Source organism: Pontibacter ramchanderi, from assembly GCF_002846395.1.
In the GTDB taxonomy this organism is placed as follows: domain Bacteria; phylum Bacteroidota; class Bacteroidia; order Cytophagales; family Hymenobacteraceae; genus Pontibacter; species Pontibacter ramchanderi.
The window spans coordinates 108,464-121,701 of sequence record NZ_PJMU01000003.1 but is presented as its reverse complement, the minus strand read 5'-3'; the positions used below and the strand labels follow the sequence as shown (position 1 = coordinate 121,701).

General features: G+C 54.2%; 9 protein-coding genes. 2 read left to right on the top strand and 7 right to left on the bottom strand.

Annotation, left to right across the window (positions count from 1 at the left end):
* Window positions 1-131: 131 nt before the first annotated feature.
* Both BD749_RS13225 and BD749_RS13220 read right to left on the bottom strand, forming a co-directional pair.
* Entirely contained in the window at window positions 132-593 is a 462-nt protein-coding gene (locus BD749_RS13225; protein WP_101445024.1) for a DUF302 domain-containing protein, read from the bottom strand.
* Window positions 594-597: 4 nt separating this feature from the next.
* Complete coding sequence (locus BD749_RS13220) at window positions 598-1,722, bottom strand: acyloxyacyl hydrolase (protein ID WP_101445022.1); 1,125 nt, start codon at window positions 1,720-1,722, stop codon at window positions 598-600.
* A gap of 378 nt (window positions 1,723-2,100) precedes the next feature.
* Between BD749_RS13220 and ppk1 the strand changes: the two genes are divergently transcribed.
* A complete protein-coding gene (ppk1, locus tag BD749_RS13215; RefSeq protein ID WP_101445020.1) occupies window positions 2,101-4,206 on the top strand; it encodes a polyphosphate kinase 1 in 2,106 nt (701 codons plus the stop codon).
* Between the two features lie 670 nt (window positions 4,207-4,876).
* Here ppk1 and BD749_RS13210 read toward each other — a convergent pair.
* The gene (locus BD749_RS13210) at window positions 4,877-5,779 is read right to left on the bottom strand and encodes a Ppx/GppA phosphatase family protein (RefSeq protein WP_101445018.1); all 903 of its coding nucleotides are present in this window, start codon (window positions 5,777-5,779) and stop codon (window positions 4,877-4,879) included.
* 111 nt (window positions 5,780-5,890) lie between these two features.
* Window positions 5,891-7,240, bottom strand: a complete 1,350-nt coding sequence (locus BD749_RS13205; RefSeq protein ID WP_245869191.1) for a peptidoglycan DD-metalloendopeptidase family protein — start codon at window positions 7,238-7,240, stop codon at window positions 5,891-5,893.
* Between the two features lie 153 nt (window positions 7,241-7,393).
* On the opposite strand from BD749_RS13205, the gene BD749_RS13200 reads away from it, so the two are divergent.
* The gene (locus BD749_RS13200; RefSeq protein WP_245869188.1) at window positions 7,394-8,266 is read left to right on the top strand and encodes a murein L,D-transpeptidase catalytic domain family protein; all 873 of its coding nucleotides are present in this window, start codon (window positions 7,394-7,396) and stop codon (window positions 8,264-8,266) included.
* On the opposite strand, the gene BD749_RS13195 is transcribed toward BD749_RS13200, so the two are convergent.
* The 3 genes from BD749_RS13195 to treY form a co-directional block, all read right to left on the bottom strand.
* Entirely contained in the window at window positions 8,232-8,804 is a 573-nt protein-coding gene (locus tag BD749_RS13195; RefSeq protein WP_101445016.1) for a thioredoxin family protein, read from the bottom strand. The genes BD749_RS13200 and BD749_RS13195 overlap by 35 nt on opposite strands.
* 168 nt (window positions 8,805-8,972) lie before the next feature.
* Entirely contained in the window at window positions 8,973-10,481 is a 1,509-nt protein-coding gene (gene malQ, locus BD749_RS13190) for a 4-alpha-glucanotransferase (protein ID WP_101445014.1), read from the bottom strand.
* Complete coding sequence (gene treY, locus BD749_RS13185) at window positions 10,478-13,195, bottom strand: malto-oligosyltrehalose synthase (protein ID WP_101445011.1); 2,718 nt, start codon at window positions 13,193-13,195, stop codon at window positions 10,478-10,480. Before treY ends, malQ begins: the two co-directional genes overlap by 4 nt.
* Between the last annotated feature and the right edge of the window lie 43 nt (window positions 13,196-13,238).

The window sequence follows — 13,238 nt, the reverse complement described above, 5'->3', positions numbered from 1 at the left end:
ATCCGCAATAATAATTTAAAATATAGGCACTTACAATGGGTGTGAGAGCTAATTTTTAGCCTGTGGTCTGCTCGCTTGCCTTGTCCCGATAAAGGCTAAGCGGTTGTTTTCAGGAGCTTGAAAATCGGTAGCTACTCTTGAACAGCGGTACTTAGTTTCTCAAACACCTTGTCCATTTTATCCAGTACAGCTTTCTCATTCTGCAGTTTGTAGTCCTGTTGCAGCGCATGGGGCGTACGGTAGCTCAGGTATACCTGGCCATTTTCATTTTCCCATACCAGTAACTTTAAGGGTAGGTCCAGACCAGTCCGCTGGTCGGCCTGCATCAGGCGGGTGCCCACCAGTGGGTTGCCAAAAATAAGCACATGGGTAGGGCGGAGCGTCAGCCCATTGCCTGTGGCAGCTTTGGCATGGTCCACTTCCGCTACCAGGTTGATGCCCATACCTTGCAGGGCTGTTCGCAGTCTGGTCAGTGTTTCTTCCATACCGTAGCGGCTGGTTTTTGTGACCAGTTGATCTGACTGCTCAGACAGGGCTATACCTGCACAGGCGGTGCAAAGGAACAGGCAAAGAGCTAATGTGAGATGTTTCATGATATTAAAATCTAACCCCGACACGGGCATCCAGAAAATCAGCGACATGGCGGTGGGCCTTTAGGTTGATGCCATAAAACATATTCCTTTGGGTGTGGTACTCCAGTCCCCAGCGCTGGTACACGGGGTCGCGGGCTTTGTAAGGAGCGTATACGTACACCCCCAACTGCTGATTGAACCGGAAGCGCCCGATGCGCAGCTCGTGCCCCACCAGCAAAGCACCCCGCTGAAAATCACGGCCATCTTCCTTGTCCTGCAGTTGCTTCCGCAAGGAGTAGTCCGCAATCCATTCTGCGCCACCGGTCAGCGCACTGATGCGGCCGATGGGCTGGCTCACATAAGCGACTATGCCCAGTAGCGGCAGCTTGCGCGAGGCAGCATCGCGGGTGTCTTTGCCAGTGCCGAAAGCAGCCACCAGAAGGGAGCGCTCTTGTTGCTCCAGCATGCTGGCAGCCAGCTGCCTTTCCGGAAAATCGGCTGGCCGCAGGGTATAGTTAAGGCCCAGTGTAGCAGACGGAAAATTAATTCCTTTGTTTGGCTGTCGCAAACCTCCATTCGAAATGTGCTTGTAGGTGCCCCCTGCCCGCAGCATCCAGCGCTCGCTCAACCGGTAATTGCCCAGCAGGTTGATCTCGAGCGGGAAACTGATGCGCGTGCTGTAGAAAAGGTTGTCCGGGTTTGTTTCCGGGTGATAAATGTTATCCATGTAAGACAGCCCGGCACCGAAGCGGAAAGAGAGACTGAAGCGGCGGTGCGCCGAAAGGAAAGGCTCCACATAAAGCAGCAGGGTATAGGCGCTGCCCAGCACATCCGGGTTGTCGAAGTTGTAGTAGGCCAGTGCAGCGCCTAGCCTCGGGTAACCTTGCAGGTACTGCCAGGCACGTTCGTTACTAAAGTGCAGGCTCACGTCTGCCTCTATACCCCATGGGTTGGAGCCGGAAACATCCCGGATGTCGCGCGAGTGGGGGATGATGAAGCCCGTATGCCCGGTCAGACCGATGTTGATGGCGGATCTGGAGGAGTCGCTTTGCCAGAAAGCCCCGGCTACTACAGGCTGCCATAAACAGGTCAGGACCAGAGCTAAGGATACTAAAAGGCTATTATGTAAGCTTTTCCCACAAGGCTTCATCTTCGTTACTTATCATGCAACATCAGCAACATGCACTTCGATTCAAATCCAGTTTGTCAGGAGGAGGGGGCACGCATATAACCACCTTTTGCAGGTATAGCATGCGCCTGTACGGTTTCTGTGCTTGGCTTACTTTTATACCCTGTGCACCCCGATTGGTTTTGTTATCTTGGTTACGCGACAGGTATAGCGGTTTTTTTAGGTTTAAAAAGTGCTTTTGTAAAACATTTGTGCAAGCTTTCGGCAAAAGGCATGACAAATTCATATACAAAAATTATATTAGCAGTTGGGCGTTCTTAAGGCAATGTCCGTATACCTGCCTCTGTCCGGAAGTGCTGGTTTGGCAAACCGACACGGGGTTTTTTAACATCTGAAAACATGCTGATCAATAAGGTTTCTGACCAGATAAAACGCAGTAAATACATCAGCCGCGACCTGAGCTGGCTGCGCTTCAATTATCGTGTGCTCGACCAGGCCCGCGATACCAGCCGCACCATTTTCGACCGGCTCAAGTTCATGGCCATCACGGCTTCCAACCTCGACGAGTTTTTCATGATCCGTGTAGGCAGCTTGTACAATTACATCGACTACGGCAAGGAGCGACTGGACTATTCTGGACTGCGCGAGCTGCCTTTCCGTAAAAAGCTGCTCGACTACGCCCACCGCTTCGTCAACGACCAGTACCTCACGTTCAACAACGAACTGGCTGAGCTGTTCGATAAGAGCGGGTTCGATATCCTGAAAGTGGGCGATTTGACCGAGGTGGAGCAGAAAAAGGTGGACAGCTACTTCAAAAACACGATCTACCCGCTGCTCACGCCCATGGTGTTCGACAATTACCATGGCTTCCCGCTGCTTATGAACCAGCTGCTGACTTTTGGTGTGGTAACCCGCACCACCGAGGAGCAGAAAGCGCAGGACCGCGTGACTTTTGTGCAGATACCGCAGAACCTGGCCCGCTTTTACGAGATCAACCGCAAAGACAAGATCGTGTTCGTGCCCATCGAGGAGATCATTCGCTGGAAGATCAAAAAGCTTTTCCGCAACGTGGAGATCGTGTCGGTGAACCTGTTCCGAATCACCCGCAATGGCGACTTCACGCTGGAGGAATCGGATGACATTGAAGCGGACTTTGTGCAGGAGATCAAATCGAAACTGAAGACGCGCAAGAAAGGCCGTGTGGTGCGCCTGGAAATCGAGCGCAATCCGTCTCAGTTCATGATGAAGATCCTGAAGGAGCGCTGGACCATCGACAATGCCAACGTGTTCACCATCACGAGCATGATCGATTTGCGCGGTCTGTGGCAGATCATCAACCACCGGCAGTTCAAGGACAAAGGCTTTAAGCAGCCCGCCCCCGTAACACCGCTCAGTCTGCCAGCCGAGTCGGTTGACATGTTTGAGTACCTGAAGGAGCACGACGTGCTGCTGCACCACCCTTACAACAACATGGAGCCCGTGGTGCAACTGCTGGAGCGTGCCGCCGAAGACCCTTACGTGTTGGGCATCAAGCAGACGATTTACCGCCTGGCTGACCAGTCGCGGGTGACGGCTGCGTTGCTGAAAGCGGCTGAAAACGGCAAGCACGTGTCGGTACTGTTCGAGGTAAAGGCCCGCTTCGACGAAGAGCGCAACCTGCGCGAAGGCGAGCGCCTGGAGAAAGCCGGTTGCTTTGTGATCTACGGCATCAGCAAGTACAAGACGCACACCAAAATGCTCATGATCATCCGCAAGGAAGGGGAGAAGGTGACCCGCTACGTGCACATCGGCAGTGGCAACTACAACGAGCAGACCGCCCGCCTCTACACCGACGTGAGCCTGCTCACCACCAACGAGGTATATGCGCACGACGTATCAGAGTTTTTCAATGTTATTACCGGTCACTCGCGGCCGAACGAGTACAAGTACCTGCTTACCTCACCTAAAGCCATGCGCCAGCAGCTGATCGAGCTGATCCGGAATGAGGCGCGCAATGCCAAAAAGGGCCTGAAGAGTGGGATCGTGATCAAGATCAACTCACTGGAAGACAAGGAGGTAATCGATGAGTTTTACAAAGCCTCCAAGGCTGGCGTGCCGATCAAGCTGATCGTGCGGGGCATCTGCTGTTTGCGCCCTGGGCGCGAGGATTTGAGTGAGAATATAACGGTGAAGTCGATTGTGGGCGAGTACCTGGAGCACAGCCGCATCTTCTACTTCCACAACAACGGCGACTCCAAGGTATACGGCGGCAGCGCCGACATCATGGTGCGCAGCTTCGACCGCCGCATCGAGGCGCTGTTCCTGATCGTGAACGAGGAGTTAAAGAAAGAAGCCATCAACATCCTCTACTACAACCTGCTCGACAACCAGAACTCCTACATCATGCGCGAAGACGGCACCTACGCCCGCAAAAAACCAGCCGCAACGGAAGATGTTATTGACGTGCATAAGCTATTCTACAAAAAGGTGTTCGAGGATGCCGCACAGGAGGTAGAACTGGTGTAACCTCCCCCTAGCCCCCTCCTAAAAACAGGAGGGGGGTTTTGTTTGTCTGGATCAGGATTTACAGGATTTAAGGATTAACAGGATTCTCTTGCACGATTATATCCACCCCTGCCCCTCCCTTTATCGAGGGCCCCTACCCCCAGAGGGGAATTTCCCGGCATTGCCAATTTAGAGGTATAAGCTTCGTGTTTACTGTTTAGCTATATCGGGTCCAACCACCCCTAGCCCTCAGAGCTACGCTCGCAATCTTCGAACTCACGTTCTCGATTGTCCAAGGCGGGGAATCTATACCTACTACGTTACAGGTATAAGCGCTGTAGTTACTGTCATAGACCACTGGCAGGTATAGCAAGGCTACCTTGCACTTGGGCTACAAAGCAGAAAGCGGCGCACGGGGCACTTTTCGGCGCTCCACTGTTTGAGCGTTCAGCGAGTTTGGAGCGTCTTGACTTTTTTGCTTACTTTTTGTGTCAAGACAAAAAGTGAGTGCTCGCCGCGCAGGCGAAGCTATAGAATAAATCAGCTTAAGGTGTAGACAACCGCAGCCACACCAGGTATGCCTATACCTGGGTCAGAGGCCCCACCATACCAAACACTCGCGCCATGAATGACCAGCAGTCGTACGCTATTAAGCTATACCTAAAATTCAGCCCCACCGGCAAGGCGAAAACTACCGACTAATCTGACTAATCACAAAACGCTCCTGATGGTGCTGCTCATAAAGCGCATGAATCATCCCATCCTTCAAACCAACAGCCGGCACGAGCATACTCTCCAGTTTCGCCCATTTCATAGCTGAAAGGTAGATCTCAGCGGCGGGGAGAATAACATCGGCACGGTCGGGGTTGAGGAGGAGTTCGGTGATGCGTTGCTCCATGGTCAGAGACGCGATACGCTGCGTGATCTCCTCGATCTGCTTGCGGAAGATCGCCTTGCCGAGTGCCTTGCCTGAGAGGTCAAAAATCTTGTTGATGTTACCGCCTGTACCGATGGCGCGGGTGAGGTGGTACTTGCGGGCATTGTCCTCGATCCAGGCGCGCATGCTGTTCCAAAGCTCCTGCGAGTCCACGCCGTGCATGTGGCGGATGGAGCCCTGCTCAAAAGACTGCGAAGCCATCTTTTCGCGGTTCACATAAATGTTGAACTCGGTGCTGCCGCCGCCTACATCGATGTGCAGGTAGTTGCGCTCATCCAGGAAATTGACGATGACTTTGTTGATCAGATCCGCCTCCGCTACTCCGTCAATCACCTGTATACCCATGCCGATCGCCTGCTGCACACGGTCTAGAATTTCGGGCGCATTTTCGGAGGTACGCATGGCCGAAGTAGCGCATACCATGTAGTGGTCCACATCGTGTACATCGAGCAAGAGTTGAAAGGCGTGGAGAAGCTTGATGAATTTTTGAATTTTTTGCTCGCTGATAAAACCGTTGCTGAACACATCCTCGCCAAACCGGATGGCGTAGCGGATGTATTCTACTCGCTTAAAAATGACATTCCCATTCTGGTTCAGGACACTGGAAATCTGGCATCTCACAGCGTTCGAACCGATATCAATAGCAGCTAACTTCAAATAGAATCTGTTTAAGTGCGTTCAACATGCTTTCCCAACTCAAATATAAGTATAAAAGCTGTACGCAGAAAACTCCCGAATCACCAAAATATGGCAGCGGGGAACAGAATTTTAATCAGCACTTTGCACCCAGCCGAGCCTGCCGTCTGGCTGTCGCACCAGCTCAAAATTACCGTTAACGGCCACTACAAGTATAGCAGCGCCTGCCCGTAGGCTGTCTATTTGGCCAGCCTCCGGGTGCGCCTCGTCCAGCAACGGGCGCCCCAGAGTCAATTTCTTTACCGCGATGGGTTTGGCTATACCTTCCACAAGCGAGCTGATGATGTAAGCCTCAGTTTGATCGGCCAGGCGCACGCGGTACCAGTTGTTGGCGGCGCCCGTTACCTGCAGTGGTGTGTTTTTGGGGAGCGAGGTATACAGCGCTGCTTTAGCCGAAGGCGCCATGCGAACGTTGGCCATTTTCGACGAGACCCGCACCCAGTTACCAATGTGCGAGGCATCGACTTTTATGGCAGGTATAGGTGCTGCGGATTGATGCACGTAAGGGTAGGGGTTGGTGGCGCCGCGGCCGTAGCGGTAAATGCCGAAATGCAGGTGTGGTCCCGTCCCTTTGGCGTTTCCGGTATTGCCTACCAGCCCCAGTGTATCGCCCAGGCTAACGCGTTGCCCGGCCGTCACTAATTGCTGGTCCAGGTGGGCATAGTACAGGTTATGGCCGCGGTTCAGATCCGAAAGCCAAATCACTTTTCCGCCGCGCGGCGTCTCGCTAACCCGCGATACCACGCCGTCTGCCGACGCAACCACAGGTGTGCCGCGAGGGGCGAAGATGTCAATGCCTTCGTGGCTGCGGGCACCGGCATCGCGCGGGTCGCCCCAGATGCTGGCAATGTGCCGGCTCGATTTGCCAGGTATAGGAAATGCCAGCGTGGGTTGTGCCTCTATGGTAATGGTATAAGTGCCGCCCCGCAAAAGCTCGGGCTGTATGCGCAGCAGGTGGGCCATGTCTTCGTCCACTACATAAGTCAGTGTTGTGGCGGCTGTGTCGGCAGAGGCTACGCGTTTAGGAGTTGCCGGATCGGTGCCGGCTTCAAACAAATCAATAAACACTTGTATGGTCTGGCGGGCCTTCATCTCCAGGCTCACCACCAGTTGCTCCCCTCGTTTGGCCTCTAGCCTGTATCCCAGCGCCCGCGGATTGTCCGCCGGAAAATAACCGGTTTCCTTGAAAGGGAGCGTCACAGGTATGGGGCGCTGCAAGGCCAACTGCCCGGCGGCAAGCCAATCCTGTCCGATGGCGGTTTCGTCGAGTTTAGCGGTTTTCAGGGAAGTAGCGTAGGCTTCATAAGGCGTCTCTTTCTTGAACACACCCCGCAGGGTTTCCCGGCTTCCGCAGCCTGTGAGGATAAGAGCAAAAAGTAAGAGGTATAAGAAAGAAGAATAGCGGATCGGCTTCGGGTTCATGCTTGTTATCGTTTCCGGTTTTGGGGTACGTACTCCTTTCTATACAAATATGATACCCGCTTTGATTCCTTTCGTCTGATATAGAATGATTTAAAAGTACGATTGGACCTTGGAGCGAATTTAAACAGAGCCTGGCCAGACGCGTAAAACCAGATGTACCAACAGGATTGGATTGTGAGAACGAACGTCAGAAAGAAAAGCATAAAACAACGGTGGCGCAACCGCAAAAAGAAAATGGGCAAACGCCTGCTGCCTCTCTTTGCACCACTGATACTATCTCCCTCGGCCTCCATTGGCGCGGGCAAGTATGTCTCTGTCGAGAAAGTGAAACCGCGTGTGACGGCCCTCTCTGTTATGCGCTTTGAGCAGGTATCGTTTGACCTCTATACGCAGATGAACCTGAGTGCGGCAGACCTGAGCTACGATGTGTTCAACAGTGCGCTGATGGGTTATTACGGCATGTACAACGAAGGCCGCCTCTCCGACAAGGGTATCCTGACAGTGGTGGATTTTACGAAACCTTCGAACGAAAAGCGGCTCTGGGTACTCGACCTGGAAAACCGGGAGGTGCTGTACAACACTTATGTCGCGCATGGGCGCAACTCCGGCGAAGTGCAGGCGCAGGAATTTTCAAACGAGCACAAGTCGTTTATGAGCAGTGTGGGCTTTTATGTAACCGATGACATCTACCACGGCAAGCACGGAAAGTCGCTGCGGCTCGACGGCCTGGACGAAGGGTATAACACCAATGCCCGCGACCGTGCCGTGGTGATGCACGGAGCCGAGTATGCCACCGAGGACTTCATGAACAAGTACGGAAGACTGGGCCGCAGCCTGGGTTGTCCGGCTGTGCCGCTGGGCGAGCACGAGAGCATCATCGATGCTATCATGGGAAAGACAGCCCTCTACATTCATTCGGGAGATGCCCAGTACACTTCCCACTACCTGGACCAGGCCAATGCCCTGGCGGGTTACATGGCCAGCACGCAGCCTAATCCACTGCCTCCTGCTGCGTTTTCCATTTAATGCCGCAGCCTATACCTGGCTTCTGGTCAGCATTCACCTGGCCGCCCGCCAGCAAGGTATCCAGCGCCTGTCGCAGGTCTCGGCCTGTTACGGGCGTTTCGTTTTTAGGCCGGGCATCGTCAAACTGCCCATGGTAGGCCAAGCGCATGTTACGGTCAAACACATAGAACTCCGGTGTGCAAACGGCCTGGTAAGTACGCGCTACCTGTTGGGTCTGGTCGTAGAGGTATGGAAAGGGAAAACCTTTCTCCCTGGCCAGCTCACGCATCTGTTGCGGTCCGTCCTGCGGGGAATGCGTGACGTCGTTGGCACTGATGCCCACAAAATGTACTCCTCTTTGCTGATACTCCCTGGCTACCTGCACCAGTTCGTCCAGTATGTGCTGCACATAGGGGCAATGGTTGCAGAGGAACATGATCACGGTGGCTTTGGTGGAAACGACGTCCTGTAGCGAAACAAGCTTGTCGGAGACCGTGTCGAGCAGGGCAAAGTTGGGTGCTACAGTGCCCAGGGGTAATGCTGTGGAAGCTAATGGCATAGTGCTGTAGATTAGGTGAGAAAATCTTTCAGGCTATACCTGAAAGCTGAATCAATGTAAGATTTTAAAGCGAATAAAAAAAGAGAATCCCAGGAGCTTTGTCGCTGCAGATTCTCTTTTTAGGTTTTGAAATAGCGCTATACCTAGTTGGTGAGTCGGAGAGAGGCGCTACCTTCCGTACAACTCCACTTGCTGGCGGAGCTTTTTAGCGATGACCTTTGTGAAAAGACCAGGCTGCAGGCGCCATAGCCAGTTGCCATTGGCGGTGGAGGGTTTGTTCATGATCGCCTCCTTGCCCAGGCCCAGCACATCCTGCAGGGGCAATACCACCAGTTGCGCCACCGACATATAGGCCAGTCTTCCCATCACCTGGTGTGCATTTTCTTTCGAGAGCTGCTGCCCGCTGTAGTCTGAAAGGCGCTTCTTGTCATCCCGGCTGGCATCGTGCTCGTACCAGGCCCGCACGGTGCTGTTGTCGTGCGTGCCGGTATACACAATCGAATTCAGCACATGGTGGTGCGGCGCATACAGGCTTTGGGGCAGATCCTCGCCAAAGGCAAAAAGCAGCACACGCATCCCGGGCAGGTCAAAAGCTGCCATCAGGTCGCGCACCGGCTGGTCGATCTCACCCAGGTCCTCGGCAATGATGGGCATGGCCGGGAAGCGCTTGCGCACCAGGTCCAGGAGCGGGGCTCCCGGTGTTTTCACCCACTTGCCGTTGATGGCGGTTTTCTCATCGGCAGGCACTTCCCAGTATGCCGAGAAAGCCCGGAAGTGGTCGAGTCGCAGCAAGCCGAACAGCTCCAGGTTGTGGGCAATGCGCTGCAGCCACCAGTCAAAGCCCTGTTCCTGCAGGGCCTTCCAGTCGAATACCGGCGTGCCCCAAAGCTGACCTGACTCGCTGAAATAATCGGGGGGCACCCCTGACACGGCCGTTGGCATGCCGGCTCGGTCGAGTTTGAAAATGTGCGGGTGTGCCCATACGTCGGCGCTGTCGTGGCTCACGTAAAAGGGCATATCGCCAATAAACGTGATCTCCCTGGATGTGCAGTAAGCTTTGAGGGCCTCCCATTGGCGGTAGAACAGAAACTGGAAAAAAGCCTCCCGTTCAATTTCGCCGGCCAACTCAGCGGTGAGGGCCTCCATGGCGTGCCCCTGTCGGTTCTTTAATTTTTCAGGCCACTCAGTCCAGGGCTTCCGGTCGTAGTAATGCTTAAAAGCCACAAACCAGGTAAAGTCTGGCAGCCAGGCTTTGTGCGCTTCCTGAAAGCGGATAAACTCCCCTTTGAGCTTGCCGGCCTGCCCGTCTTTAAAATTGTCGTAGGCCTGATGCAGCAGCTTCACCTTATAGGCCGCCACTTTCGGGAAGTCTACCTTTGTTTTGTTGAAACCACCGCCCGCCCGCAGGTCTTTCCTGTCCAGCAAGCCGTCGTCCACCAGTCTCTCCGGACTGATAAGCAAGGGGTTCCCGGCAAAGGCCGAGTGACTGCTGTAGGGCGAATTGCCTGACCCGATTTCGGTAGGGTTAAGGGGCAGTATTTGCCAGTAGCGCTGTCCGGCCTCGGCCAGCAGGTCGGCAAATTTGTAGGCCTCGGGTCCCAGGTCGCCAATGCCGTAGGCCGATGGGAGCGAGGTGATGTGGAGCAGGATGCCGCTACTTCGTTTAGGTATGATCATCGTGTTGGTGAAGTTAAAAGTGCAACCGGGAAAGTCTTGAAAATGTCAGCCAGTGGTATTGTTTGCTTCGCCTCCACTATCTGGCCGCCAAACAGGTGCTGCCATACCTTCGGAGCATCGGCGGGCAGCTGTAGTGCGGTATCGCCCCATACCTGCTCGCCCAGCGGCAGCTCGTTTTCAGAGATCAGGTTCGTGAGCAAACGCGGTACTACCACCAGGCACCAATCCTGTTCGTGGTGCCGAGCAAAAGCCATGGCATTGTTGCTGTGCGCTCCTGTTAGTTGCAATGGAATGTAGCTGCCTTTATCGAAGAGCGCTTTTAGGCCTTTGCGTAGCCCAAGCACCTGGTGCAGCAGGTATAGCTTGACCCGTGCATCGGTAGGTGAGGAAAGGAGTTGTTGTAGTAGTTCGGCGGGTTGCTCATTTACTTTTATTTCCTGCAGAAATTGCTGCCGCTGTTCATAGTCCACGGGGCGGCGGTTGTCGGGGTCTACCAGACTGAAGTCCCAGAGTTCGCAGCCTTGGTATACGTCGGGTACTCCCGGGCAAGTCGTCTTAAGAAGCGTCTGGCAGAGCGAGTAGATCCAACCGAAGTGCGCCGCTTTTTGGAAGAACGGTCGGAAAGAGGCCATAAACTGCTCGTCTTCCTGCAGCAGTTTTTTTACCAGGTCTTTCGTGGCTGATTCGTAGCGCTCGTTTGGCTCTGACCAGTTGGTATTGACCTTTGCCTCCCGGAATGCTTTCACCAGGTACTCCTGCACTCGTTCCACCAGCGTGTCGTCTACTTTCCCGTCGATCGGCATCACACCCAGCAAGGTCTGCAGCAAGAAGTAGAGGTCGTTCGGCGTCGGGCTGTTCTCCTGGCTGTATTGCTGTGCCCGTCGCAACCACTCTCCGGCGTTCTTCTCCCACTCTTCAGGCAGCTCGCTCAGCACCTGCAGGCGCATGCGGGAGCCTTCACCGCGTTTGGTGTCGTGGGTGGCGGTGGCATTAATGGAGTGCGGGTAGGTCTGGATGCGGTATTGCATGCGCTCGTGAAAATCGCGACGGTCGAGGTGGAACACATCCGGGCTGTTGCCCACTTCGTTGAGCGCCAGCAGGCGGTTGTAGTTATAGAAAGTCGTGTCTTCCACGCCTTTTGCGGCAAGCGGGCCTGTGAACTGCTGACTGCGCATCACAAAGTAGAGCTTCTCGCGCTTTTTCTCCTCGCTGTCCTGTGCATCAGATTCGAACAGGGTGCGCAGATGCTCCAGTTCAGCTTTTGCTTCAGGGGCTTTTTCATAGGCGATGGCAAAGGCCTGGTCTACCACCTCCATGGCGGCGGCAGGAAGCGGGAAGGTATGGCCGTAAATGCGGTATACCGGAAAAGAGGCGAGCAGGGTCGCCAGCGCATGGTGCCAGTTGTTATCATCCGCAGGTATAAGCGCACAATCGCGCAGCAGCCGGAGCAGGTTCTGCAACTCACCCTGCATGTAATTTTCGAGTATCAGCAGTTTCTTTTCGTAAACCAGTTCTTCATAGTCGAGGGCAGCGTTGGGAACAAGGCGACGGTAAATCTCCGTCAGTTTCTTTTCTCCCTCTGCATCGGTATAGAGGTTGCTCACCCAGGCCAGGAAATCGTAGCCGCTGTTGCCCTGTATGGGCCAGTAGTCGGGCATGTTTTCCTCGCCTTCCAGAATTTTCTCGACCACCAGGTATACCTGCTCACCTGCCAGCTCCCGCAGTCGCTCCAGATAAGTGTCCGGGTCGAAAAGGCCGTCGACGTGGTCTACCCGCAGGCCCTGCACCAACTGCCGCATGCACAGCTCCTTAATGAACTGGTGGTAATGGTCAAATACCTCCTGCCGCTCCATGGCCGTGCAGATCAGGTCGTTGACGGTGAAGAAGCGACGGTAATTGATCTTGTGCTCCGTCTCCTGCCAATGGCTCAGGATGTAGTACTGCTGCGCCAGCAACTCCTGCAAGGTACTTCTGTCGTCGTTTATACCTTGCAGTGCATCGGCTATACCTTGTTTCAGGTCGGGCTGTTCCTGCACGGCTTCAAAAAGGACTTTCTTTGCCTGCAGCCAGTCGTTGGGGTCCAGCCTGTCCTGCGCCATCAGTGCCTCCAGTTTTTGCACCTGCTCTGTGAGTCGGGATTTGGCCTGGTCTGAGGTGATTCCAGTAGCGACTTTTTCCAGCAGCCAGGTATAGCTGTCGATACTGACCGGGTAAACGTTATCGAAGTAATTCACCCGAAATCCCTGTTCATCGAACGTGATCTTGATCTGTCCCTGCCTGAGCACATTCTGCAGCGGTTCCCCTAAGAAAGGCACCATGAGCTGGCCTTTGAAATCCGGGTGGCTGAAGTTAACGTCGAAGAAGGTATAGTAGCGCGATTTCTGGCCTTTTTCGAGCACATCCATCAGCCAGGCATTATTCGGGTGAAAAGCCATGTGGTTCGGCACGATGTCCTGCAGCCAGCCCATACCGTGCGCTTTCAGTTCTTCGGCAATTTCCTGCAGTTCCTCCAGGGTGCCCACCTCGGGGTTGAGCTGGTGCGGGTCTGTTACGTCGTAGCCGTGCTCGCTGCCAGGCCGGGCCGTGAAGAAAGGCGCCGCGTAAACGGTGCTGATGCCCAGATTATGGAGGTAAGGGACTATGTTTTTCAGGTCGCGCAGCGTAAACCGATGCGAGAGCTGTACTCGGTAGGTAGAGGAAGGTATGTATACCATGTTGATTTCTTTTTAGCTGTAGAGAGAAAGGTCAGTTCGCCGG

Excerpts from the sequence above, each read along its gene's own strand:
- BD749_RS13220 (WP_101445022.1), bottom strand. The coding sequence starts at position 1,722 with ATGAAGCCTTGTGGGAAAAGCTTACATAATAGCCTTTTAGTATCCTTA.
- malQ (WP_101445014.1), bottom strand. The coding sequence starts at position 10,481 with ATGATCATACCTAAACGAAGTAGCGGCATCCTGCTCCACATCACCTCG.
- treY (WP_101445011.1), bottom strand. The coding sequence starts at position 13,195 with ATGGTATACATACCTTCCTCTACCTACCGAGTACAGCTCTCGCATCGG.
- BD749_RS13200 (WP_245869188.1), top strand. The coding sequence starts at position 7,394 with ATGTACCAACAGGATTGGATTGTGAGAACGAACGTCAGAAAGAAAAGC.
- BD749_RS13225 (WP_101445024.1), bottom strand. The coding sequence starts at position 593 with ATGAAACATCTCACATTAGCTCTTTGCCTGTTCCTTTGCACCGCCTGT.
- ppk1 (WP_101445020.1), top strand. The coding sequence starts at position 2,101 with ATGCTGATCAATAAGGTTTCTGACCAGATAAAACGCAGTAAATACATC.
- BD749_RS13205 (WP_245869191.1), bottom strand. The coding sequence starts at position 7,240 with ATGAACCCGAAGCCGATCCGCTATTCTTCTTTCTTATACCTCTTACTT.
- BD749_RS13195 (WP_101445016.1), bottom strand. The coding sequence starts at position 8,804 with ATGCCATTAGCTTCCACAGCATTACCCCTGGGCACTGTAGCACCCAAC.